The 22,761-nt window shown below is 67.3% G+C and carries 20 protein-coding genes; 13 read left to right on the top strand and 7 right to left on the bottom strand.

Going from position 1 to position 22,761, the window contains the following annotated elements:
• Positions 1-159 precede the first annotated feature (159 nt).
• Positions 160-1,821: a Na/Pi cotransporter family protein gene (locus tag AC6LJ2_RS09320; protein ID WP_498151236.1), complete on the bottom strand. Its 1,662-nt coding sequence runs from the start codon at positions 1,819-1,821 to the stop codon at positions 160-162.
• 175 nt (positions 1,822-1,996) lie between these two features.
• On the opposite strand from AC6LJ2_RS09320, the gene AC6LJ2_RS09325 reads away from it, so the two are divergent.
• Entirely contained in the window at positions 1,997-3,388 is a 1,392-nt protein-coding gene (locus AC6LJ2_RS09325; protein ID WP_263914992.1) for an L-serine ammonia-lyase, read from the top strand.
• 98 nt (positions 3,389-3,486) lie between these two features.
• Here AC6LJ2_RS09325 and htpX read toward each other — a convergent pair whose 3' ends face one another.
• A complete protein-coding gene (htpX, locus tag AC6LJ2_RS09330) occupies positions 3,487-4,368 on the bottom strand; it encodes a protease HtpX (RefSeq protein WP_263914993.1) in 882 nt (293 codons plus the stop codon).
• A 152-nt stretch (positions 4,369-4,520) separates the two neighbouring features.
• Here htpX and AC6LJ2_RS09335 point away from each other — a divergent pair, with 152 nt between their 5' ends.
• A complete protein-coding gene (locus AC6LJ2_RS09335) occupies positions 4,521-5,375 on the top strand; it encodes a DMT family transporter (RefSeq protein ID WP_263914994.1) in 855 nt (284 codons plus the stop codon).
• A gap of 36 nt (positions 5,376-5,411) precedes the next feature.
• Positions 5,412-6,263: a sulfurtransferase gene (locus tag AC6LJ2_RS09340; protein WP_498151237.1), complete on the top strand. Its 852-nt coding sequence runs from the start codon at positions 5,412-5,414 to the stop codon at positions 6,261-6,263.
• Positions 6,264-6,275: 12 nt separating this feature from the next.
• Here the strand turns inward: AC6LJ2_RS09340 and AC6LJ2_RS09345 are convergent, their stop codons facing one another.
• Positions 6,276-6,845, bottom strand: coding sequence for a phosphonate degradation HD-domain oxygenase (locus AC6LJ2_RS09345; protein WP_199168544.1), 570 nt, complete (start codon positions 6,843-6,845; stop codon positions 6,276-6,278).
• 51 nt (positions 6,846-6,896) lie between these two features.
• Positions 6,897-7,760 carry a LysR family transcriptional regulator gene (locus AC6LJ2_RS09350; protein ID WP_025140246.1) on the bottom strand — a complete coding sequence of 288 codons (864 nt, stop codon included), beginning with the start codon at positions 7,758-7,760 and terminating at the stop codon, positions 6,897-6,899.
• A gap of 149 nt (positions 7,761-7,909) precedes the next feature.
• Here AC6LJ2_RS09350 and AC6LJ2_RS09355 point away from each other — a divergent pair, with 149 nt between their 5' ends.
• The 5 genes from AC6LJ2_RS09355 (at position 7,910) to AC6LJ2_RS09375 (ending at position 13,994) form a co-directional block, all read left to right on the top strand.
• Complete coding sequence (locus tag AC6LJ2_RS09355) at positions 7,910-9,040, top strand: putative 2-aminoethylphosphonate ABC transporter ATP-binding protein (RefSeq protein WP_263914996.1); 1,131 nt, start codon at positions 7,910-7,912, stop codon at positions 9,038-9,040.
• Positions 9,018-10,811, top strand: a complete 1,794-nt coding sequence (locus AC6LJ2_RS09360) for a putative 2-aminoethylphosphonate ABC transporter permease subunit (protein ID WP_263914997.1) — start codon at positions 9,018-9,020, stop codon at positions 10,809-10,811. The genes AC6LJ2_RS09355 and AC6LJ2_RS09360 overlap by 23 nt, the downstream gene beginning before the upstream one ends.
• A gap of 26 nt (positions 10,812-10,837) precedes the next feature.
• Entirely contained in the window at positions 10,838-11,659 is an 822-nt protein-coding gene (gene phnX / locus AC6LJ2_RS09365; protein WP_263914998.1) for a phosphonoacetaldehyde hydrolase, read from the top strand.
• Positions 11,660-11,770: 111 nt separating this feature from the next.
• Positions 11,771-12,793 carry a putative 2-aminoethylphosphonate ABC transporter substrate-binding protein gene (locus AC6LJ2_RS09370; RefSeq protein WP_445658497.1) on the top strand — a complete coding sequence of 341 codons (1,023 nt, stop codon included), beginning with the start codon at positions 11,771-11,773 and terminating at the stop codon, positions 12,791-12,793.
• 70 nt (positions 12,794-12,863) lie between these two features.
• Positions 12,864-13,994: a TIGR03364 family FAD-dependent oxidoreductase gene (locus AC6LJ2_RS09375; protein ID WP_445658498.1), complete on the top strand. Its 1,131-nt coding sequence runs from the start codon at positions 12,864-12,866 to the stop codon at positions 13,992-13,994.
• 86 nt (positions 13,995-14,080) lie between these two features.
• Here AC6LJ2_RS09375 and AC6LJ2_RS09380 read toward each other — a convergent pair whose 3' ends face one another.
• The 3 genes from AC6LJ2_RS09380 to AC6LJ2_RS09390 form a co-directional block, all read right to left on the bottom strand.
• Entirely contained in the window at positions 14,081-15,229 is a 1,149-nt protein-coding gene (locus AC6LJ2_RS09380) for an aromatic ring-hydroxylating oxygenase subunit alpha (RefSeq protein WP_263915001.1), read from the bottom strand.
• Positions 15,230-15,502: 273 nt separating this feature from the next.
• Positions 15,503-16,513: an acyltransferase family protein gene (locus tag AC6LJ2_RS09385; RefSeq protein WP_263915002.1), complete on the bottom strand. Its 1,011-nt coding sequence runs from the start codon at positions 16,511-16,513 to the stop codon at positions 15,503-15,505.
• Positions 16,514-16,676: 163 nt separating this feature from the next.
• Positions 16,677-17,648 (bottom strand): Bug family tripartite tricarboxylate transporter substrate binding protein, encoded by a 972-nt coding sequence (locus AC6LJ2_RS09390; RefSeq protein WP_263915003.1) that lies wholly within the window; start codon positions 17,646-17,648, stop codon positions 16,677-16,679.
• Positions 17,649-17,737: 89 nt separating this feature from the next.
• Here AC6LJ2_RS09390 and AC6LJ2_RS09395 point away from each other — a divergent pair, with 89 nt between their 5' ends.
• The 5 genes from AC6LJ2_RS09395 to folE2 all read left to right on the top strand — a co-directional run bounded on the left by AC6LJ2_RS09395 (position 17,738) and on the right by folE2 (position 22,761).
• Positions 17,738-18,592: an IclR family transcriptional regulator gene (locus AC6LJ2_RS09395; protein ID WP_263915004.1), complete on the top strand. Its 855-nt coding sequence runs from the start codon at positions 17,738-17,740 to the stop codon at positions 18,590-18,592.
• Between the two features lie 82 nt (positions 18,593-18,674).
• On the top strand, positions 18,675-18,941 hold the full coding sequence (locus AC6LJ2_RS09400; protein ID WP_183003973.1) for an exodeoxyribonuclease VII small subunit: 267 nt from the start codon (positions 18,675-18,677) through the stop codon (positions 18,939-18,941).
• 7 nt (positions 18,942-18,948) lie between these two features.
• Positions 18,949-19,860, top strand: a complete 912-nt coding sequence (locus AC6LJ2_RS09405) for a polyprenyl synthetase family protein (protein ID WP_445658501.1) — start codon at positions 18,949-18,951, stop codon at positions 19,858-19,860.
• 53 nt (positions 19,861-19,913) lie between these two features.
• On the top strand, positions 19,914-21,776 hold the full coding sequence (gene dxs / locus AC6LJ2_RS09410) for a 1-deoxy-D-xylulose-5-phosphate synthase (protein ID WP_263915006.1): 1,863 nt from the start codon (positions 19,914-19,916) through the stop codon (positions 21,774-21,776).
• A 187-nt stretch (positions 21,777-21,963) separates the two neighbouring features.
• On the top strand, positions 21,964-22,761 hold the full coding sequence (gene folE2, locus AC6LJ2_RS09415; protein WP_006393713.1) for a GTP cyclohydrolase FolE2: 798 nt from the start codon (positions 21,964-21,966) through the stop codon (positions 22,759-22,761).

Here is a 22,761-nt window from a genome sequence, read left to right on the forward strand (position 1 = left end):
GGTCGCTCTGGTCGCTTGCTCGCACAAGCTGCTACGAATCCTGAACGCCATGGCCCGCTCCCAGCAACCATGGAACAGCCAATTGCACCTTCAGGCTGCTTGACTGGAAACACAGTTGCTCGGGGGGCAGCAAGCGCGAAGCGCGCGGCGTGGGGGCTGTCAACTCTCCGATTCGCGCAGGCGGCTGGGGAGGAGTTCGCCGTGGCGGGCGAGCAGGGGGTAGGCGGCGGCGCCTACCAGGTGGGAGTTGATGCCCTTCATGTCGCGCAGGATGTCGAGGTAGAGCGCGCCGACTTCGGCGGCGTCTACCTGGCCGGACTTGATTTTTTGCAGGTGGGTGTCGGCGGCCTGGGTTTCGATGGTGCGGAAACGGGCTTTTTCGCCCGCCAGGGCGCGGGCCTGGCGCAGGTCGTCGTTGACGAAGAGGGCGGCGGCCTGGCGTTGGTTGGAGATCAGTTCGCCCAGCGTGTCGTCCAGGCTGGCGCGTTGTTCGGGCGAGAAGGACCAGCCCTGCTTGCGCAGCTTGGCGATGTGGCTGAGCAGGCCGTGGTGGGCGATGTCGCCCGCGTGGCCGATGTTGCTGATGAAGGCCAGGATGTCATCCATGCGCTGCAGGTCGTCGCGCGTCATGTTTTCCTGGTCCAGGGTGGCCAGGTAGGTGGTGATGGCGTTTTCGAGCTTGTCGAGGGCGCCGTCGAGCTGGCGGGCCTGGACCATGCGGTGGCGGTTGTCGCGTTTGAAGCCGGCGCGGGCGTACAGCAGCAGGGTCTGCAGCATGTCGGCCATGCGCAGGGCTTCGCGGGCGGCGTTGCCGAGGGCGACGGCGGGGACGTCGTGGGCCCATTCGTCCAGGTATTGGGGGCGGGCCGGGTCGTTGGGGTCGGCGCGTTTGGGCAGCCAGCGGGTGAGCAGCGCGGCGTAGGGAGCCAGAAGCGGCAGGAACGCCACGGCGATGACGGCGTTGAAGAGCGTGTGGAAGTTGGCGACGGCACGGGCCGGGTCGCTGGACAGGTCGCTCATCAGCGGTTGCAGCCAGGGCAGCAGCACCAGGCCGGCCAGGACGCCCAGCACGCGGGTCAGCAGGTTGCCCAGGGGCAGGCGGCGGGCGGCGGGGTCGTCGCCGGTGACGCCTTCGATCATGGGGTTGATGGCGGTGCCCAGGTTGGCGCCCAGCACCAGGGCGAAGGCGACGTGGGGGGCGACCATGTGGTGGCTGGCCAGCGACATGACCAGCACCACGACGGCCACGCTGGAGTGGGCGGCCCAGGTGAAGGCGGCCGACAGCAGCACGGCGGCGACGGGCTGGGTGGCGAGGGCGTCCAGGACCATGCCCAGCATGGGGGCGGTCTGGAAGGGTTCGAACAGTTCGACCAGCTGGTGCAGGGACAGCAGCAGCAGGCCCAGGCCGATGAAGACGCGGCCCAGGTCGCGGGTGCGTCCCGGCGGGTAGCGGCGGAACATCCATACGCCGGCCAGGATCAAAATGGGGGCCAGCGAGGTCAGGTCGAACGACAGCAGCTGGACGATGAGCGTGGTGCCGACGTTGGCACCCAGCATGGCGGCCAGGGCGGGGACCAGGCCGACGACGCCGCCGGCGGCGAAGCCGGTGATCATCAAGCCGGTGGCGGTGCTGCTCTGGAGGGCGGCGGTGATGCCCAGGCCGGCGGCAAAGGCCCGCAGGCGGGTGCCCAGGGCCCGGCCCAATGCGGCGCCCAGGGCGGCGCCGAAGGCGCGCTGCACGCCTGTCTGGACCATGTGCACGCCCCAAAGCAGCAGGGCGACGTAGCCGGCGAAGTCAAGCAGGGTGATAAGTCCGGACATCCTGGAGTCGTTCCATTCTTTTTATGACAAGAAATAATTCTGTAATGATCGCATGCCGGGGCGGGTGGGGAAACCCGTCCCTGCAATACAGCATACGCCCCGCAGGGCTTTGCTGCGCGCGGCCGGGGCTTACGCGTATCATTGCCGGATCATTCGTGGATGCATGGGAGTTCTGGTGGCCGTTTCCGTATTCGATCTGTTCAAAATAGGCATAGGCCCGTCCAGTTCCCATACGGTCGGCCCCATGCGGGCCGCCTTGCTGTTCGCGCAGGGCCTGGAACGCGACGGCCTGTTGCCGCAGGTGGCCAATGTGCGCGCCGAGCTTTACGGCTCGCTGGGCGCCACGGGCAAGGGCCACGGCACCGACAAGGGGGTGCTGCTCGGCCTGATGGGCGAGGCCCCCGACACGGTCGACCCGGCGGCCATCGCCGGCATGATCGCGTCGGTGCGCGCCAGCCGCCAGTTGCCGCTGCTGGGCCATTACCCGGTGCCGTTCGTGGAAAAGGAACACATGATGTTCTACCGCCGCGAAGCCATGGCCGAGCACCCCAACGGCATGAAATTCCACGCCTTCGACGCCAACGGCGAATCGCTGCGCGAGGCCCGCTACCTGTCGGTGGGCGGGGGCTTCGTGGTGACGGCGGGCGCGTCCAACAGCCAGGTCATCGCGGCGCACGACCAGTTGCCGTATCCGTTTCGCACCGGCCGCGAGCTGCTGGGCATGTGCCGCGAAAGCGGCCTGTCGGTGGCGCAGCTGATGATGCAGAACGAACTCACCTGGCGCGACGCCGGCGAGATTTCAGGCGGCCTGGACCGCATCTGGCAGGTCATGCAGGACTGTGTCTCGCGCGGCTGTGGCATCAATTACCCCGAGGCGGACGGCGAATTGCCCGGTCCGCTGCGGGTGCGCCGCCGCGCCCCCGAGCTGTACCGCAACCTGACCCAGCGCGCCGAGCGCACGCTGTCCGACCCGCTGTCGGTGATGGACTGGGTCAATCTGTACGCCATGGCGGTCAACGAGGAAAACGCCGCAGGCGGCCGGGTGGTCACGGCGCCCACCAACGGCGCGGCGGGCATCATCCCGGCGGTGCTGCACTACTACGACCGCTTTGTCCCCGGCTCCAACCGCGAAGGCGTGCGCGATTTCCTGCTGACCGCGGCGGCCGTGGGCCTGCTGTACAAGTACAACGCGTCGCTGTCGGGCGCCGAGGTCGGCTGCCAGGGCGAAGTCGGCGTGGCGTGTTCGATGGCGGCGGGAGGCCTGGCGGCTGCGCTGGGCGGCTCGGTCGAGCAGGTCGAGAACGCCGCCGAGATCGGCATGGAGCACAACCTGGGCCTGACCTGCGACCCGGTGGGCGGCCTGGTGCAGATTCCCTGTATCGAGCGCAATGCCATGGCGTCCATCAAGGCGGTCAACGCGGCCCGCATGGCGCTGCGCGGCGACGGCCAGCACTATGTGTCGCTGGATTCGGTCATCAAGACCATGCGCGAAACCGGCGCCGACATGAAGACCAAGTACAAGGAAACGGCGCGCGGCGGCCTGGCGGTGAACATCGTCGAGTGCTGATGCCACGCACGCCAGACAAAATGGCCCCTTGATCGCTCAAGGGGCCATTTTTCATGCCCGGGGTCGTGGCGGCTGCCACGGCCCCGGGGGGGCAGCGATCAGATCACGCGGGCGTTCTGCAGGGCGGCGATGCGGGCCGGGATCGGCGGGTGCGAGGCGAACATGGCCGCCAGGCCGCCCTTGCCGGTGATGCCGGAGGCTTCGAACGACTTGGGCAGCTCGCCCGGTTCCAGGCCGCCCAGGCGGGCCAGGGCGCGGATCATGGGTTCGCGGGCGCCCATCAGGTGGGCCGAGCCGGCGTCGGCACGGTATTCGCGCTGGCGCGAGAACCAGGCCACGATGATCGAGGCCAGGATGCCGAAAATGATCTCACAGACCAGCACCGTGACGTAGTAGCCGGGGCCGATGCCGCGTTCGTTCTTGAACACGACGCGGTCGATGAAGTAGCCGACGACCCGGGCCAGGAACACGACGAAGGTGTTGACCACGCCCTGGATCAGGGTCAGGGTGACCATGTCGCCGTTGGCGATGTGAGCCACTTCGTGGGCCAGCACGGCGGCGACTTCTTCTTCGCTCATGCTTTCGAGCAGGCCGGTGGACACGGCGACCAGCGAGTCGTTCTTGAAGGCGCCAGTGGCGAAGGCGTTGGGCGCGCCGTCGTAGATGGCGACTTCGGGACGGCCGATGCCGGCGCGGTCGGCCAGTTGGTGGACGGTATCGAGCAGCCAGGCTTCGCGCTGGTTGCGCGGGGCGTTCGGATCCAGCACCTGGGCGCCGGTGCTCCATTTGGCCATGGGCTTGCTGATCAGGAGCGAGATGATCGCGCCGGTGAAGCCGACGACCACCGAGAAGATCAACAGGGCGTTCAGGTTCAGGCCGTTGGCCGTGATGTAGCGGTCTACACCCAGGATGCGTAGCGTGGCCGACAGCACGAGCATGACGGCCAGGTTGGTGATGACGAACAGGACAATGCGTTTCATGTTTTTTTGTTCCTCTGCGAGCGGGAAATACCCCGGCTTTGACTGTGCGGCGCCGCGCCAGTTCCCCGACTGGCGGCGCCGCGTCCGGTGACGGAGAGTATAGTATCGCTTTCCCTTATTCCCCCTCACTTTCACCTGAGCGCAATCCCCCCATGCAGGCACTTTGGATGTTGCTGGCGTCCGCCATGTTCGCCGTCATGGGCTCGTTCGTGAAACTGGGCACCGAGCATGGCGCGTCGCTGCCGCAGGTGGTGCTGTTCCGGGGCCTGCCGTCGGTGATCCTGCTGCTGCTCTGGGCCCGCGCCGGCCGCCAATCCATCGTTCCCACCAGCTGGAAGCTGCACATCTGGCGCAACCTGTCCGGCGTCACCTCGATGTGGCTGGGCTTTTTCGCCATTGCCCACCTGCCGCTGGCCACCGCCACCAGCCTGAACTACACGGCACCGCTGTTCATTGCCTGCTGGATGCTGGGGTGGGGTGGGGCGCAGCGCGACCCGGTGCGCATCGCCGCCGTGGCGCTGGGCTTCCTGGGCGTGATAGCCGTGCTGCGTCCCAGCATCAACGAAGACCAGTGGCTGGCCGCCTTGCTGGGCCTGGGCGCAGGCGCCATGTCCGCCATCGCCATGATGCAGATCCGCCAACTGGGACGCATCGGCGAACCCGAATGGCGCACGGTCCTGTTCTTCTCGGTGGCGGTCTGCGCGTCCAGCTTCGCCGGCCTGGGCTTCGAGGGCTGGGGCCACGCCGACTGGACCGGCTACGCATCGTTGCTGGGCGTGGGGGTGGCAGGGCTGTTCGGCCAACTCGCCATGACCCGCGCGTTCGGCATGGGGTCGGCGCTGCTGACCGCCGCCCTGCAATACAGCACGATTATCTTCGCGGCCTTGATCGGCATGGGCTTCTGGGGTGACACCCTGGATGGCCTGGCCTGGGCCGGCATGGGCCTGATCATTTCGGCGGGCCTGCTGTCGGTCTGGCGCACCATGCGCGACCCCAAGCCGGCCTGACGCCGCGAACCCGATGAAGCGAAAGGAGCCTGCCTGATGACGACGACCCTGATTTCCGCAGCCGACCTGGCCGCGCGCCTTGGCGCCGCGGACGTGCGCGTGTTCGACGTGCGCCACGACCTGATCAACCACGCCGCCGGCCGCGAGGCCTATGCCGCCGGCCACGTTCCCGGCGCCCGCTACCTGGACCACGAAACCGAACTGGCCGCGGCGCGTACCGGCAAGAACGGCCGTCATCCGCTGCCCGACCGCGCCCAATTCGGCGCACTGATGGCCGCGCACGGCGTGACGCCGCAGACCCTGGTGGTGGCCTACGACGCCAGCGGCGGCATGTACGCCGCGCACCTGTGGTGGATGCTGCGCTGGCTGGGCCACGACCAGGTCGCGGTGCTGGACGGCGGCTGGCAGGCCTGGGTGGCCGCCGGCCTGTCCACCGCGACCGAGCCCGCGCCGGCCGTGCAGGCGGGCGCGCCGGTGGCGCCGGGTGCCCCGCTCGTGGGCAGCGTCGACGCGAAAGCCGTGCTGGACAACATCGCCCAGCCCGCCTTTACCGTGATCGATGCGCGTGCGGCCAACCGCTACCGCGGCGAGGTCGAGCCCATGGACCCGGTGGCCGGCCACATTCCGGGCGCCTTGAACCGCCCGAACGGCCAGAACCTGCAGGCCGACGGCCGCTTCAAGGACGCGGCCGTGCTGCGCGAGGAATTCACGGCCTTGCTGGACGGCCGCGATCCCAAGGCCATCGTGCACCAGTGCGGCTCGGGCATCACCGCCTGCCACAACCTGCTGTCGATGGAAATCGCCGGCCTGTCCGGTTCGCGCCTGTACCCGGGGTCCTGGAGCGAATGGTGCAGCGATCCGTCCCGGCCGGTGGCCAAGGGCGAATAAGCGCCTTTCGTCTTACCAGACCGCCGCCAGCTTGACCCGGCCCGAGACGCTTTCGGCGATCTCCAGGAAGTGGTCCAGCGGCGGCGTGGCCAGGCCGGGCACCTTGGCCATGTCGTCCCAGCGCCTCAGCCGAATCGCATCCGGCGCGCCCGGCATGCTGGCGAAATCCACCGCCTGGCCCGCATCGAAGCTGCCCCCTTGTAGCGCCAGGCTGCGCTTCGAATCCTGCGACAGCGACGCTTCATACTGCGGCTCCACGTAGCAGAGGTAGCGTTTGGCCTCCACGTGCAGCCGGATCGGGTCGAGCACCGCCGAACTGAACAGCCCGCGCAGGAATGGCAGCACGAAATACTGGTGCTTGTCGTCGATGCCGCGCAGGGTGGGAGTGTCGGGGTGGTCGGCGATCAGGTGGCCCAGGTCGTGCAACAGACAGGCCGTGATCAACGGCGCGTTGGCGCCGTTGCGTTCGGCCAGCGCCGCGGTCTGCAGCGCATGCCGCAGATGACTGACGGATTCGCCATGATAGGAACGGTGCCCGCGTTCCAGGAAAAGCTGCTCGATGTCCTGCAAGGTCAAGGCCATGTTTGTCTCCTGAGTGGCCGCAAGGGGAAGAGGCGGGCAGTGATCCGTGGATCAGCCGGCTGCCGGCGCCATCTCCAGAAAGCGCGCGATAAGCTGCACCGGTTGGCGCTCGCGCAGGCAGTACAGGTATTCATGCATCACGATGTCCGCGCCCTGGATGTCCAGCGCGACCAGATCGGGATGCGAGGGAATTTCACGCGACGGGATCAGGCTGATGCCCAGTTCGCACAGGATCGCCTGGCGGATCGATTCGCGGCTGCCGATTTCCAGCGTGCGCTTGACGCTGACGCCGGCGGCCTGCAGGGCGTCTTCCGTCAATTGGCGGGTCATCGAGCCAGGCTCGCGCAGCAGCAGCGCGTGGTCGGCCAGGTCCGCCAGCGCCACCTGGCCGCGCCGGGCCAGCGGGTGGTCACGGTGGGTGACCACGCGGATCGGGTCCGCCGCGATCAGGCGGCGGTACAGATGCTTGTCATCCATCAGAAATGACGACGTGGCAATCTCGATGCGATAGTCGTGCAGCGCCTGCAGCATGCTTTGCGAATTGCCGATGGTCACCGTCAGGTCGATGCCCGGGTAGCGCTGGTTGTAGCGCCGCACCGTATCCATGATGTAGAAGGGGCCGGTGGCGCCGACTCGCAGGTTGCCTTCGCGCAGGTCGCTGGCGTCGCGCAGCCGGAAATCGATCTCGGTTTCCTGCTGTACCAGCTTTTCCACCATGGGCATCAGGCTGTGCCCGGCGTCCGACAGGCGCATGCCGCGGCCCTGGCGGTGGAACAGTTCGACGCCATAGCGCGATTCCAACTGGCGCAGTTGCCCCGTCACCGTGGGCTGGCTCACGCCCAGCTGGGCGGCGGCCTTGGTGACGGTGCCGCAGCGAGCCACGGCATAGAAGGATTTCAGTTCGGCGACGAGCACGGTGTTGTGGGGCCTGGTAATGGACGCAATGCGCAAGACCGCCAGTACACCAAAATAATTTGATGTTTTTATTACTGCATTTGCGCGAAGTGTCATAAACACTCAATACGCGGCTTCCATACTGCCTTCGTTCCCAGACCGGAGGCACCATGCCCCTACAGCCCCAACGCGATACAGACACGATTCCGACGGGCGCTTCGCCCCAGAGCGGAGCGCAGCGCGGGGGCTTCCTGTCGGTCAGCAACCTGGTCAAGCGGTTTGGCGCCCACACGGCGCTGTCCGATGTGTCCCTGGATATTCGGGCGGGCGAGCTGGTGTGCCTGCTGGGGCCCTCCGGCTGCGGCAAGACCACTTTGCTGCGCGCCATTGCCGGGCTGGAACGCCAGGACAGCGGCAAGATCCTGCTGTCCGGCCGTGATATTTCCCACGCCGAGCCGCAGGAGCGCGACTACGGCATCCTGTTCCAGTCGTACGCGCTGTTTCCCAACCTGACCGTCGCCCAGAACGTGGCTTATGGCCTGAGCGGCAAGCGCGCCCATCGCAAGCACGTGGCCGACCGGGTCGAGGAAATGCTGACGCTGGTCGGGCTGGCCGGCGCCTCGCATAAATATCCGGGGCAGATTTCCGGCGGCCAGCAGCAGCGCGTGGCCCTGGCCCGCGCGCTGGCGCCGTCGCCGTCCCTGTTGTTGCTGGACGAGCCGATGTCGGCGCTGGATGCCCGGGTGCGCGAGCACCTGCGCATTGAATTGCGCGCGCTGCAAAAGCGCCTGTCGATCACCACCCTGATGGTGACGCACGACCAGGAAGAGGCCATGGTGATGGCCGACCGCATCGCGGTCATGAATGGCGGCGTCATCGAGCAGTTCGGCACGCCGCGCGAACTGTATCGCCAGCCGGGGTCGGCCTTCATCGCCGATTTCGTCGGCGAAGCCAACTGGTTGCCGTTCGAACGCATCGATGCGCACCGCGCCCGGGTTGGCCGCCAGGAACTGGCGGTGGACGAGGCGCTGGAGCGCAACGTGGGCAAGCTGTTCGTGCGCCCCGAAGCCGTGCGCGTGAGCGTGGCGCGTCCCGAAGAACCCAATACCATGCTGGCCGACGTGCTGGACGGCGTGTTCCTGGGCCGCGGCTACCGCCTGGCGCTGCGCCTGGAAGGCGTGCCCGGCGCCACGGTGCATTCGATCGTATCCCCCGAAACCGGAGACGCCTTGCTGGGCCCTCACGCTGCCAGCCGTTGCTGGGTGGAGCTGCCGCGCCATGCGATTCGCGCCTACGCTTGATTCCGCGGTGCCGGCCAGCGCGCCCGCCGTGCCCGCGCCCGCCGCCGCCCCCGCCGTGCCCGTCGCTGCGCCACTGGGCCGCCGGCCCCTGCCGGGCTGGATCGGCCGCTTGGGCCTGACGCTGGGGCAGGCCGCCCTGGCGCTGTTCCTGCTGCTGTTCCTGGCCCTGCCGCTGGCGGCCATCCTGGTCAAGTCCGTGACCGACGGCAATGGCGACTGGGCCGGCATGTCGGTGGTGCTGGGCATCATCGGCGCCGATGGCTTTCTCGCCATGGTCGGGCGCAGCCTGACCGTAGGCGCGGTCACCATGATGCTGGTGGTGCCGTGCGCCTACGCCTTCGCCTACGCGCTGACCCGCAGCCGCATTCCCGGCAAGGGCCTCCTGCGCACCATTGCGCTGTTGCCGCTGCTGGCGCCGTCGCTGCTGCCCGGCATTGCGCTGGTGTACCTGCTGGGCAACCAGGGCCTGCTCAAGGGCCTGTTCGGTGGCGCCACCATCTATGGCTTCTGGGGCATCGTGGCCGGCGAGGTCTTCTACACCTTTCCGCATGCCCTGATGATCCTGTTGACCGGCCTGGCGCTGGCCGACGGCCGTCTGTACGACGCGGCGCGCGCCATGGGCGCGGGCTCGCTGCGCACCTTCATGACGGTGACGCTGCCTGGCACCCGCTATGCCGTGTTCTCGGCCTGCTGCGTCGTGTTCACGCTGACCGTCACCGATTTCGGCGTGCCCAAGGTGGTGGGCGGCGACTACAACGTGCTGGCGATGGAAGCCTACAAGGCCGTGGTCGGCCAGTTGAACTTCCCCAAGGGCGCCGCCATCGGCATCCTGCTGCTCTTGCCCGCCGTGCTGACCTTCGTGCTGGACCGCCGCCTGCGTGCCCGCCAGGGCGCCCAGATGAGCGGCCGCGCCCAGCCCTACGCGGCGGGCGTCAACCGCCGTCGTGACGCGGCCTTCCTGCTGCTGGCCGGCGTGATGGCGGGTTTCCTGCTGTTGATCATCGGCGTGGCCGTGTGGGCCTCGTTCGTGAAGATGTGGCCGTACAACCTGTCGATGTCGCTGCGTTCGTACGATTTCGACAATATGGACGGCGGGGGCTGGCTGGCCTGGCGCAACAGCCTGGAACTGGCGTTCTGCACGGCCGTGCTGGGTACTGTGGTGGTGTTCCTGGGCGCCTGGATGATGGAAAAGGTGCCGGCCCGCGGCACGGTGGCGCGCGGGCTGCGCGGCACGGTCGGCATGCTGGCGCTGATGCCGATGGCCGTGCCGGGCCTGGTGCTGGGCCTGGGCTACATCTTCTTCTTCAACAGCCCCGCCAATCCGCTGAACCTGCTGTACGGCACCATGCCGCTGCTGGTGCTGTGCACAGTGGTGCACTTCTACACCAGCGCCCACCTCACGGCCGCGACCGCCTTGAACGCGCTGGACCCGGAATTCGAAGCCGCGTCCGCCTCGCTGAAAGTGCCGCGTCTGACCACCTTCGTGCGCGTGACGCTGCCGATGTGCCTGCCGGCCGCGCTGGATGTGGCGCGCTACCTGTTCGTCTCGGCCATGACCACCGTGTCGGCCGTGGTGTTCCTGTACAGCCCGAACACGGTGCTGGCCGCCGTTGCGGTGCTGAACATGGATGACGCCGGCTTCATCGGTCCGGCCGCCGCCATGTGCACGGTGATCATGGCCAGCTCGGCGGTCGCGGCGCTGGCGCTGCACCTGGCCAGCCGCGCCCTGGTGGCGCGCAGCCAGGCCTGGCGCCGTCCCGCCGCCCTTTGATTGAATACTTCTGAAGGAAGACCCTCATGACTGTTTCGCCCTTGCCCGTCCGCCTGGAAGCGGTGATTTTCGACTGGGCCGGCACGCTGGTGGACTTCGGTTCCTTCGCGCCCACCAAGGTGTTCGTGGATGCCTTCGCGCAGTTCAGCATGGACGTGACGCTGGAACAGGCCCGCGGCCCGATGGGCGTGGGCAAGTGGGACCACATCCGCGCCCTGTGCGACGAGCCCGCCATCGCCCGGCAGTACCAGGCCCAGTTCGGCCGCCTGCCCACCGATGACGACGTGACCGCCATCTACGAACGCTTCCTGCCGATGCAACTGGACAAGGTGGCGCAATACTCGGCTGCCATCCCCGGCGCCGCCGAGCTGCTGCGCGCGCTGCGCCAGCGCGGCCTGAGAATCGGCTCGTGCTCGGGCTACCCCGGCAGCGTGATGCGCCGTGTGGTGGAACGCGCCGCCAGCGAAGGCCTGGAACCCGATTGCATCGTCGCCAGCGACGACGTGCCGCGCGCCCGTCCGGCGCCCGCCATGGCGCTCAAGAACGTGGTGGAACTGGGCCTGTCCGACGTCGCCGGCTGCATCAAGGTCGACGACACCGCCCCCGGCATCGAAGAAGGCCGCCGCGCCGGCATGTGGACGGTCGGCCTGCTGCTGTCCGGCAACGCCGCCGGCCTGACGCTGGACGAATACCTGAGCCTGGATGACGCCGGCCGCCAGCAGGCGCGCGATCGCGCCAGCCAGGAACTGGCCCCTGCCGCGCCGCATTACCTGATCGACACCGTGGCAGACCTGCCCGGCGTCATCGCCGATATCGAGACCCGCCTGGCGGCGGGGCAGCGTCCCTGAGGCCGCCACCGAACGACCGTTGAACCCTTTTTCGCACTGCACCGCGGCAGGCATGCGCCCGCCGTGGCGCCCCGACTCACGCTTTTTTCCGCTCACCCACGGAGTTTCCTCATGAATCGCTTCAAGCTGCTTGCACTGTCCGCCGCCCTGATGGGCACGATGGGCGCCGCGTCCGCCGAAACCTCGCTGACCGTCTATACGGCGCTGGAAGCGGACCAGATCAAGGTCTACCAGGCTGCCTTCGAAAAGGCCAATCCCGACATCAAGATCCAGTGGGTCCGTGATTCCACCGGCATCATCACCGCCAAGCTGCTGGCCGAGAAGAACAACCCCAAGGCCGACGTCATCTGGGGCCTGGCCGGCACCTCGCTGGGCCTGATGGACAAGGAAGGCATGCTGCAGCCCTACGCCCCCAAGGGCCTGGACCAGATCGCCGCCAACATGCGCGATGCCAAGGCCGAGCCCACCTGGGTCGGCATGGACGGCTTTGCCGCCGCCATCTGCTTTAACACCGTCGAAGCCGAAAAGCAGAAGCTGCCCAAGCCCACCTCGTGGCAAGACCTGACCAAGCCGGTCTACGCCGGCAAGATCGTCATGCCGAACCCGGCCTCGTCGGGCACGGGTTTCCTGGACGTCAGCGCGTGGCTGCAGATCTTCGGTGAAGAGAAGGGCTGGGCCTACATGGACGCCCTGCACAAGAACATCGGTTCGTACACGCACTCGGGTTCGAAGCCTTGCAACATGGCAGCCGCCGGCGAATTCCCGATCGGCGTGTCGTTTGACTACCGCGCCGCCAAGCTGAAGGCCGATGGCGCGCCGGTCGAAGCCGTGTTCCCGTCCGAAGGCCTGGGCTGGGAAGTCGAAGCGACCGCCATCGTCAAGGGCACCAAGAACCTGGAAGCCGCGCGCAAGCTGGCTGACTTCTCGGCCAGCCGCGAAGCCAACGAGCTGTACAAGGCCAACTTCGCCGTGCTCGCGATTCCCTCGATCGCCACGTCCAATCCCAACCTGCCGGCCGACCTGACCAAGCGCATGATCAAGAACGACTTCGTCTGGGCCGCCACCAATCGCGAACGCATCATCGCCGAGTGGACCCGCCGCTACGACGGCAAGTCCGAGCCCAAGAAGAAGTAAGCCTTCGGGCCGCAAGCCGGGAAGCGCCCGCGGGCGCTTCCCCCGCCAGTCTTCTCGCATTGCCATTCAGATGAAAAAATTCGACGTAATCGTGGTCGGCGCGGGCATGCTCGGCATCGCGCATGCCTGGGCGGCCGCCAAGCGCGGCCTGTCCGTGGCCGTGATCGAGCGCAGCCGCCAGGCGCACGGCGCTACCATCCGCAACTTCGGCCAGGTCATCGTGACCGGCCAGGCGCCGGGCATGATGTTGTCGCACGCCCAGCAGGCGCGCGAGCTGTGGCTGGAACTGGCCGACAAGGCGCAGTTCCACGTTCGCGCCAACGGCGCGCTGGTGTTGGCCCGCAACGCCGACGAAGCCGAGGTGCTGGACGAATTCGCCCAGACCCGGCTGCGCCAGGAAGGCTATCGCGCCGAACTGTTGTCGGCCCGCGAAGTGGCCAAGCTGTACGACGGCCAGTTGGCGCATCACTGCGCCGCGCTGTATGGCCAGGACGACCTGCAGATCTATTCGCGCGAAGCGCTGCCCGCCATCACCCGCTACCTGGCCGAATCGCTGGGCGTGCAATTCATCACTGGCACGCTGGCGCGCGCCGTCGAACAAGGGCAGGTTGCGACCACCGCGGGCGACTTCGCGGGCTCGCACGTATTCGTCTGCCCGGGGCACGACTACCTGACGCTGTTGCCCGAGCACTTTGCGCCGCTGAACCTGGAAGTGACGCGCCTGCAGATGCTGCGCGCCGCGTTCGAGACGCGTCCCATGGCGTTGGACCGGCCTCTGCTGACGGGCCTGTCCTGCGTGCACTATGGTGCGTTTTCCGACCTGCCGTCGGCGCTGGCGCTGCGCGACGTGATCCAGGCGCGCAGCCCCATGCTGCTGGAAAACGGCATCCATCTGCTGATCAGCCCCACGCCGCATGGCGAACTGATCATCGGCGACTCGCATCGCTACGGCCAGGACGCGTTGCCGTTCAACGACGAGGCCATCGACGACGCCATGCTGGACCTGGCGTCGCAGGCGCTGGGCGCGCGGCTGCGGGTGCTGGAGCGTTGGCAGGGCGTGTACGGCACGCACGGCCCGGCGCCGTTCTCGGTGCTGCCGGTGGATACGGCCACGACGGTGGCGGTGATGCATTCGGGCGTGGGCATGACGGTGGGCCTGGCCATCGGCGAGCGTACCGTGGCGGGCGTGCTGGGGCGCTGACGCGGCGGCCGGCTGATCGTGTGCGGGCGCCCGCAGCAAAAGAAAAAGGCCTTGCGATCGCAAGGCCTTTTGTCATGAAGGGGGCTTTACAGCCGTTCCTGCATGATGCGGCGATACCACTCGTGAAAGTGCTGCATGCCGTCTTCCATCGGCGACTGGTAGGGACCGGTCTCGTTCACGCCGCGCAGCATCAGGGCCTTGCGGCCGGCGTCCATGCGTTCGGCGATCTCGTCGTCTTCGATGGCCGTTTCCATGTAGGCCGCGCGCTGCGCCTCGACGAATTCGCGCTCGAAGGCGGCGATTTCCTCGGGGTAGTAGAACTCGACCACGTTCACGGTTTCCTGCGGGCTCTTGGGGTAGAGCGTCGACAGCACCAGCACGTGCGGATAGAGCTCGATCATGTGGGTCGGGAAATACGTGACCCAGACCGCGCCGAAATCCGGGGCGTCACCCTCGCGGAACGACAGCAGGCGGTCGTGCCATTGCTTGTACACATCGGAACCCGGCTGGGCCAGCGCGTTGTGCACGCCGACCTTCTGCAGGCTGTACCAGTCGTTGAACTCCCAGGTCAGGTCGTCGCACGTGACGAAGCGGCCCAGGCCCGGATGGAACGGGCCGACGTGGTAGTCCTCGAGGTAGACCTCGATGAAGGTCTTCCAGTTGTAGTTGCACTGGTGCACTTCGACGTGGTCCAGCACGTAGTCGCCGAAATCGAACTCGGGCCGCGAGAACAGCGGCGCCATGTCGGCGGCCGGATCGCGCGGGCCTTCGAACAGCAGGCCGTGGCAATCGCGCAGGCGGAACTTCTGCAGGTTCATGCAGGGCGTCGTGTCGAACTGCGGCGCGCCCAGCAACTCACCCTGGTTGTTGTACGTCCAGCGGTGCAGCGGGCAGACGATGTTGCCGCCCGTGGCCTTCAGGTTGCCGTGCGAATTGCAGGTGCCCGTCACGTCGCCGGCCTGGCCGCCCAGCATCAATGCCTGGCGGTGGCGGCAGACATTTGAGATGAGTTCAACGCCTTGCTGGTTGCGAACCAGCACGCGCCCTCCGCTTTCCTGCGCCAACGTACGCCAATCCCCGACGTCCGGCACCAGCTTCTGGTGGCCGACGTACTGCGAGGATTGCTTGAAAATGAGTTCTTGCTCGCGGGCAAAGAGGGCTTCGTCAAAATAAGCACTGACGGGTAGCTGGGTGCGAGCTGGCACAACATGTGCCATCCGACCGATGTCGGTCATGATTCCCTCCGCTCGGATGAATATTTCCCCCAAAGCGCCGCAGGTCTGTGGGCTGAGTGCCCCTCACCGGGGGCGTCGTTCTCGGGGCGGCCCGGCGATGAAAAGCCAGTACGGCTTGAGCTTGGGGCCGCAAATTGTACCCCAACCCTTTTCCCCACGCCCGTGAAGATCGGTGAAGCTTGGTGAAGATCGGGGCACCCCGATTTGACTTGGCGCAAAAGCCGATCAACCCGCCGTTCAGCCCGCCGATTAACCCTTCGCCGCGTAGGTTTTTCAGACCAGCCTGCGCGTGGCCGGATGGCGTCTCATCAGCCAGCTGCTGGCCGCCGACAATCCGAAGACGGCCAGGGTCAGCAGGGGAACGGCCCAGGCGTCGTTGCGTCCGCCGCCGAAGGCACCGGCGCGATGCGCCAGGTCCAGGAACACCGGGTGGATGAGATACACGCCGAAGGTCAGCGGCGCCAGCGCGGCCAGCCGCGGCAGCCGGGGCGACGACACGATCCATTGAAACGCGGCCAGCGACATGAACGGCACGGTCAGGCTGAAGTAGTCGTAGAAGTAGGTGTCCAGCGTATGGCCGTTGGACATCACGTGCACGCCCAGGGCGGTGGCGGCCACGCTGGCGGCCAGCACCCATGCGGGGCGCGGGATGCGCATTTCGCCATCGAAGATCTGGCGCCCCGCCACGAAGTAGCCCAGGTAGGGCAGGAACCAGGTCAGGAAAAAGCCCGGCTGGGCGCCCAATGCGCGGCGGTACAACGCTTCCAGGATGGCCAGCCCCAGGATGCCCACCACCCACAACGACCGCGATTGCGGCGTGCTGCGCACGTACAGCGCGCGCACCAGGGGCGCGAACAGGTACAGGCCCACGATCATGTAGAGGTACCAGAGGTGGTAGTAGGGCTCGCCCTGGGCGACCTTGCGGGGCCAGAACGAAACGTCCACGCGGCCGTCGTCCCACCAGTCCAGGCCCGTGCGCCACAGCAGGTAGAAGAGGGTCCAGAACACCAGCGGCGCGCAGATCCGCGCCATGCGCCGGGTGTAGAACCGGCGCGCATCCTGCGGCTTGGACGGGTCCAGCAGCAGCGCGCCGCTGACCATCACGAACACCGGCACGCACCAGCGGGCCGCCGAGTCATACAGATTGGCGGCCAGCCAGGCGCCGTGGCCGTAGGCCGAGGGGTCGCTGACGATCAGGGCGGCGCTGTGCAGCAGCACCACCGCGGCGGCGGCCAGCCAACGGGCGGCATCCAGTCGGGCGTAGCGGGCATCGGTCTGTGGCATCGGGCTCCCGGGCGTCGGTGTAACGGGGGCGGGCGGGGCGCCCGCCTTCGTTTTTCACCTTAGCAGCCGGGGCGGCGCGGGTTCTGTATCCAGGCGTTAGGGCCTGTTTTTTCAGGAAACCGCGCGGGCAGTCTTGTTGCCGCGTGACGGAGTGCCGCTAGACTTACTGCAGCACGATGTTGGCGTGCTTGATCAATTGCGACACGATGGGCTGTTCGGTCTTGACCTGCTTGTCCAGCTCGGCTGCGGTGCCGGAGCGCGGGTCGATGCCCATGTCCAGCAGGCGCTTGCGCACCGCCTCGTCCTTCAGCGTCTCGGTCAGCGCCGTCTGCAACTTGTCCAGCACCGGCGCGGGCGTGCCCTTGGGCGCCACGAAACTGAACCAGGCGGTCATGTCGAACGCGGGGTAGCCCTGTTCGGCCAGCGTTGCCAGATTGGGTTCGGTGGCCAGGCGGGTGGGGCTGGTGATGCCGAACACCTTGACCTTGCCGGCCTCGGCCTGCGGCATGCCGGTGGCGACCATGTCGAAGAACAGGTCCACGTCGCCGCTGATCAGGGCGGGCAGCGCCTGGGTCGCGCCCTTGAACGGCACGTGCAGGATGTCGATACCCGCGCGTTGCTTGAACAGTTCGCCGGCCAGGTGCGACGAGGTGCCGGCACCGAACGTGGCGAAGGTCAGCTTGCCCGGGTTCTGCCTGGCGTAGGCCACGATGTCCTGGGTGCTGTTGAACGGCCGCTTGGGGCTGGACAGCAGCACCAGCGGGCCGATGCCCACCATGCCGATCGGCGCAAAGCCGTCGGGATCGTAGGGCAGTTCCTTATACAGATAGCGGTTGGTCACCAGGGTGGAATTGGTGGCCATCAGGATGGTGTAGCCATCCGGCGCTTCACGCGAGACGAAGGCCGCGCCGATCGAGGTGCCCGCACCGGCCTTGTTCTCGACGATCATCGGCTGGCCCAGCGTCTTGGCCATGCGTTCGGCCAGCACGCGGGTCAGCACGTCCGTGGCGCCGCCGGCCGGGAAGGGCGACACCACCTTGATGGGGCGCGACGGATAGGTGTCGGCCTGGGCGCCGCCCAGGGCGGCCACGCCGAGCAGCAGGGCGGCCAGGAATTTGTAGCGTTTGCGAATCATGTTTTCCCCTTGAAATCACGTTTAATATTCCGTATATTGGAATTTAGTTTTGGCATTCGAAATAAACTATAAAAACGAAGCGAATAGAAATGCAATCTTTTTCTGACCCCAAGCGCATCCCCCATCCCGCCGCCAAGCCAGACCAGAAGCTGGAGCTGAGCGCCCCCGCCCGCCGCAAGCGGGCCGGCGCCGTGGGCGAGGGGCCGGTGTCGCCCGACTTCATCACCGCGCTGGCGCGCGGGCTGGAAGTCCTGCGTTGCTTTCGGCCCGGCGTGGCCGCGCTGGGCAATCTGGACCTGGCCCGCCTGACCGGCCTGCCCAAGCCCACCATCAGCCGCATCACCTACACCCTCACCGAGCTGGGCTACCTGCGCTACCACCCGGACACCGGCAAGTATTCGCCGGGCTATGGCGTGCTGGCGCTGGGCTTTGGCCTCTTGGCCGGGCTGGAAGTGCGCGAGCTGGCCAAGGCGTCGATGACCGACCTGGCGCGGGAAACCGGCGGCGCGGTGGCGCTGGGCGCGTTCGACGGCGACGCCATGACCTACGTCGAGGCCATCCACGGCTCGTCCGCGCTGTACCTGCGCCTGCCGGTGGGCTACCGCGCCAGCCTGGACAGCGCCATGGGCCGGGCCTACCTGGCCAGCCTGCCACCCGCCGCCTGCGCCGAGGTGCTGGACCGTCTGGGCGCGGCTGCGCCCGCGGCGGCGGCGATCGAACGCGCACGCGCCGAGCTGGCCGACACCGGCTGCTGCTTCGCCATCGGCGAATGGCAGTCCGGCATCAATGCGGTGGCGGTCCCGTTCACGTCCGTCACGGGCGAAGGGGTATTCGTCATGAGCTGTGGCGGCCCCGCGGGCCTGTTGCCCGAAGCCGGCCTGCGCACGCAGGTGGCGCCGGCACTGCGGGCCGCCATCGCGGGGCTCGCGGGCTCGTCCGACTGAGCAAAGTGGCGCATCGGGGCGTGGTCCTGGTATCTCGTACAATTCACGGATTGATCCACCCCTAGCGCCCTCGGAGACCCGTTTGGCCAAACCCACACAAGCTGATCCGCAGACCGGCGACCGTCCCTTGCCCCAGGATTTCGAAACGGCGCTGGCCGAACTGGAATCGCTGGTCGCGGCCATGGAAGACGGCTCGTTGCCGCTTGAGCAATCGCTGGCCGCCTATCGGCGCGGCGTTGAGCTGACGCGGGTCTGCCAGGACCGCTTGGCCCAGGCCGAACAGCAGGTAAAGGTCCTGGAAGGCGATTTGCTGCGCCCCCTGGACCCGGCGGCGCTGGATGACGAATAAGAATCGGATGAAGCAAACTCAACTCGCTTTCCCCGAGTGGTTGCAAGGCCGTGTGCGGCACATCGAAGATGTGCTCGACGATCTGCTGCCGCCCGTCGACGCCACGCCTGCCCGCCTGCATGAAGCCATGCGCTACGCCGTCCTCGGTGGCGGCAAGCGGGTGCGTGCTGCGCTGGTCTACGCCGCAGGCCAGGCCTGCCCGGTCAGCGGCAGCGTGCTGGCCGTCGAGGCCTCGCTGGATCGCGCCGCAGCCGCGGTCGAACTGATCCACGCCTATTCCCTGGTGCACGACGACCTGCCCTGCATGGATGACGACGTCCTGCGCCGCGGCCGCCCCACCACCCATGTGCAATTCGACGAAGCCACCGCCATGCTGGCCGGCGATGCGCTGCAGCCGCTCGCCTTCGACCTGCTGGCGTCCATGCCGATCGCGCCTGCCCTGATCGTGCAGGCGACCCAGTCGCTGGCGCGCGCGGCAGGCAGCCAGGGCATGGCCGGCGGGCAAGCCATCGACCTGTTCAGTGTCGGCCGGGCGCTGTCGCGCGACGAACTGCAAATGATGCACGGCATGAAGACCGGCGCCTTGCTGGCGTGCAGCGTGGCGCTGGGCGGCATCGTGGCGGGCGCCAGCTCGGCTTCGCGTCAGGCGCTGGATGTCTACGCGCAAGCGATGGGCCTGGCCTTCCAGGTGGTGGACGACATTCTCGACGTCACTGCCGATTCCGCCAGCCTGGGCAAGACCCCGGGCAAGGACGCCGCCGAAAACAAGCCCACCTACGTGTCGCTGCTGGGCCTGGACGAGGCCCGTGTTTTCGCCGGCGAACTGCGCGAAACCGCGTTGGCCGCGCTTGAACCGCTGGGTGACGCCGGCATGCGCCTGGCCCAGCTGGCAGATTTCATCGTCCTTCGAGATCGCTGAACCGTGACCCGTCCGGGCTGACTGCAGGCCGGGCAAACGAACCCCATACAAGCATGACGACAGATTTACTGGACCGCATTCAATCCCCGGCAGACCTCAAGCGCCTGGATCGTCGCGAGCTCAAGCGGCTGGCCGACGAGTTGCGCGGCTTCGTGCTGGAGTCGGTCTCCAAGACCGGCGGCCATCTGTCGTCGAACCTGGGCACCGTGGAACTCACGCTGGCGCTGCACCAGGTCTTCGATACGCCGCATGATCGCATCGTCTGGGACGTGGGCCACCAGTCCTACCCGCACAAGATCCTGACCGGCCGCCGCGCCGGCATGGCCAAGCTGCGCCAGCAGGGCGGCATTTCGGGCTTTCCCAAGCGCAGCGAATCCGAGTACGACGCCTTCGGCACCGCGCACTCGTCCACCTCGATCTCGGCCGCGCTGGGCATGGCGGTGGCCTCGCGCAACGCGGGCGTGCAACGCCAGCACATCGCCGTCATCGGCGATGGCGCGATGTCGGCGGGCATGGCCTTCGAGGCCATGAACAACGCCGGCGTCACGCCCAACATCAACCTGCTGGTGATCCTGAACGACAACGACATGTCGATCTCGCCGCCGGTGGGGGCGCTGAACCGCTACCTGGCCCGCCTGATGTCCGGCCGTTTCTACGCCGCCGCCAAGAACGTCGGCCGCGCCGTGCTGCAGCACGTGCCGCCGGTGCTGGAGCTGGCGCGACGCTTCGAAGAGCACGCCAAGGGCATGGTCACGCCGGCCACGCTGTTCGAGGAATTCGGCTTCAACTACGTCGGGCCCATCGACGGCCACGACCTGGATGCGCTGGTCCCCACGTTGCAGAACCTGAAGGCGCTGCAAGGCCTGCAGTTCCTGCACGTGGTCACCAAGAAAGGGCAGGGCTACAAGCTGGCCGAAGCCGATCCGGTGCTGTATCACGGCCCGGGCAAGTTCGACCCCGCCGTGGGCATCCAGCAATCGAAGGCGCCGGGCAAGCGCACTTTCACCCAGGTGTTCGGCACCTGGCTGTGCGACATGGCCGAGCAGGATTCCCGCCTGGTCGCCGTCACCCCCGCCATGCGCGAGGGCAGCGGCCTGGTCGAATTCGAAAAGCGCTTTCCCTTGCGCTACTTCGATGTCGGCATCGCCGAGCAGCACGCCGTGACCTTCGCCGCCGGCATCGCCTGCGAAGCGCAAAAGCCGGTGGTGGCCATCTATTCCACGTTCATGCAGCGCGGCTACGATCAGTTCATCCACGACGTGGCCTTGCAGAACCTGGACGTCACCTTCGCGCTTGATCGCGCCGGCATCGTCGGCGCCGACGGCGCCACCCATGCGGGCAACTACGACACGGCCTTCCTGCGCTGCGTGCCCAACATGGTGGTCGCGACCCCGTCCGACGAGGCCGAGACCCGCCTGCTGCTGTCCACCTGTTATCAGTATCCGGGCCCGGCGTCGGTGCGTTATCCGCGCGGCGCGGGGTGTGGTGCCGTCGAAGCGCCCGGCCTGGATACGGTCGAGATCGGCCGCGGCGTGGTGCGACGCGAAGGCCGCAAGATCGCCATCCTGGGCTTCGGCACCCTGGTGCAACCCGCGCTGGCCGCAGCCGAAAAACTGGACGCCACCGTGGCCGACATGCGCTTTGTCAAACCCATCGACCGCGCCCTGATCCTGGATCTGGCCAGCCGCCACGACGCGCTGGTCACGATCGAAGACGCCTCCGTCATGGGCGGGGCCGGCAGCGCCGTGCTGGAAGTGCTCAGCGCCGAAGGCGTGCTGATTCCCGTCCTGCAACTGGGCTTTCCGGACGAATTCATCGACCACGGCGACCAGCTGGCGCTCCTGGCCGGTATCGGCCTGGATGCCGCCGGCATCGAGCAATCGGTCCGCACCCGCTACGCCGCGCTGTTGGGCTGACCGCTGGCGGGCGGGCCAGCGTCGTATTTGGCCCGCCTGGCGAAACAGTGTGTTCCGGCCCCGTCGGCCTACGAATGAAAGGGTTTTCCCTGGCGCTCGTTGGACTTTGGGCGATAATGGCCCCCTCTTAAAGATTCCTGGGTCTGCGTGCTTACGCCACGCTCGTCGCCCAGACAGGTAAGCCGACATGAATTCTCCGATCGACCCCGCCATCGTGATGCCCGACGTCCAGAGCTCGGCGGATACGCGGCACATCCCGATCCAGCGCGTGGGCATCCGTGGCGTGCGCCACCCCATGCTCATCGAGAACGCCGACGGGTCGCCCCAGGGCACCGTGGCCAACTGGACCCTGACGGTGGCGCTGCCCCCCGAAGAAAAAGGGACGCATATGTCCCGCTTCGTGGCCCTGCTCGAAAAGTACCGCAGCACCCCCATGACGCCGACGCTGTTCCGCGCCATGGCCGCCGACATGCTGCCGCTGCTGCACGCCGAACGCGGCGACATCACGGCCGCTTTCCCGTACTTCATCAACAAGTCCGCCCCGATCTCCGGCGTGCAAAGCCTGCTGGACTACGAAGTCCAGTGGATCGCCCGCGCCCAGGGCGACCAGGTCGAGTTCGAGCTGGTGGTGCAGGTGCCCGTGACCAGCCTGTGCCCGTGTTCCAAGGCCATTTCCGAGTACGGCGCGCACAACCAGCGTTCGCACGTCACGGTTTCGGCCATCCTGGAATCCGACATCAGCATGGACGGCGTCATCCGCCTGATCGAAGACGAAGGCTCGTGTGAACTCTGGGGCCTGCTCAAGCGCCCCGACGAGAAATACGTCACCGAACGCGCCTACGACAACCCCAAGTTCGTCGAAGACCTGGTGCGCGACGTGGCGGCTCGCCTGAACGCCCACCCCGGCATCGCGCGCTACCGCGTCGAAGCCGAGAACTTCGAATCGATCCACAACCACTCGGCTTACGCCGTGGTGGAAGGCTGA

Source organism: Achromobacter sp. 1014246743 (assembly GCF_059760725.1).

Bases quoted from the DNA above. Each gene is read 5' to 3' on its own strand.
- AC6LJ2_RS09320 (WP_498151236.1), bottom strand. From the start codon at position 1,821: ATGTCCGGACTTATCACCCTGCTTGACTTCGCCGGCTACGTCGCCCTG.
- htpX (WP_263914993.1), bottom strand. From the start codon at position 4,368: ATGAAACGCATTGTCCTGTTCGTCATCACCAACCTGGCCGTCATGCTC.
- AC6LJ2_RS09335 (WP_263914994.1), top strand. From the start codon at position 4,521: ATGCAGGCACTTTGGATGTTGCTGGCGTCCGCCATGTTCGCCGTCATG.
- AC6LJ2_RS09340 (WP_498151237.1), top strand. From the start codon at position 5,412: ATGACGACGACCCTGATTTCCGCAGCCGACCTGGCCGCGCGCCTTGGC.
- AC6LJ2_RS09345 (WP_199168544.1), bottom strand. From the start codon at position 6,845: ATGGCCTTGACCTTGCAGGACATCGAGCAGCTTTTCCTGGAACGCGGG.
- AC6LJ2_RS09355 (WP_263914996.1), top strand. From the start codon at position 7,910: ATGCCCCTACAGCCCCAACGCGATACAGACACGATTCCGACGGGCGCT.
- AC6LJ2_RS09360 (WP_263914997.1), top strand. From the start codon at position 9,018: ATGCGATTCGCGCCTACGCTTGATTCCGCGGTGCCGGCCAGCGCGCCC.
- phnX (WP_263914998.1), top strand. From the start codon at position 10,838: ATGACTGTTTCGCCCTTGCCCGTCCGCCTGGAAGCGGTGATTTTCGAC.
- AC6LJ2_RS09370 (WP_445658497.1), top strand. From the start codon at position 11,771: ATGAATCGCTTCAAGCTGCTTGCACTGTCCGCCGCCCTGATGGGCACG.
- AC6LJ2_RS09375 (WP_445658498.1), top strand. From the start codon at position 12,864: ATGAAAAAATTCGACGTAATCGTGGTCGGCGCGGGCATGCTCGGCATC.
- AC6LJ2_RS09380 (WP_263915001.1), bottom strand. From the start codon at position 15,229: ATGACCGACATCGGTCGGATGGCACATGTTGTGCCAGCTCGCACCCAG.
- AC6LJ2_RS09385 (WP_263915002.1), bottom strand. From the start codon at position 16,513: ATGCCACAGACCGATGCCCGCTACGCCCGACTGGATGCCGCCCGTTGG.
- AC6LJ2_RS09390 (WP_263915003.1), bottom strand. From the start codon at position 17,648: ATGATTCGCAAACGCTACAAATTCCTGGCCGCCCTGCTGCTCGGCGTG.
- AC6LJ2_RS09395 (WP_263915004.1), top strand. From the start codon at position 17,738: ATGCAATCTTTTTCTGACCCCAAGCGCATCCCCCATCCCGCCGCCAAG.
- AC6LJ2_RS09405 (WP_445658501.1), top strand. From the start codon at position 18,949: ATGAAGCAAACTCAACTCGCTTTCCCCGAGTGGTTGCAAGGCCGTGTG.
- dxs (WP_263915006.1), top strand. From the start codon at position 19,914: ATGACGACAGATTTACTGGACCGCATTCAATCCCCGGCAGACCTCAAG.
- folE2 (WP_006393713.1), top strand. From the start codon at position 21,964: ATGAATTCTCCGATCGACCCCGCCATCGTGATGCCCGACGTCCAGAGC.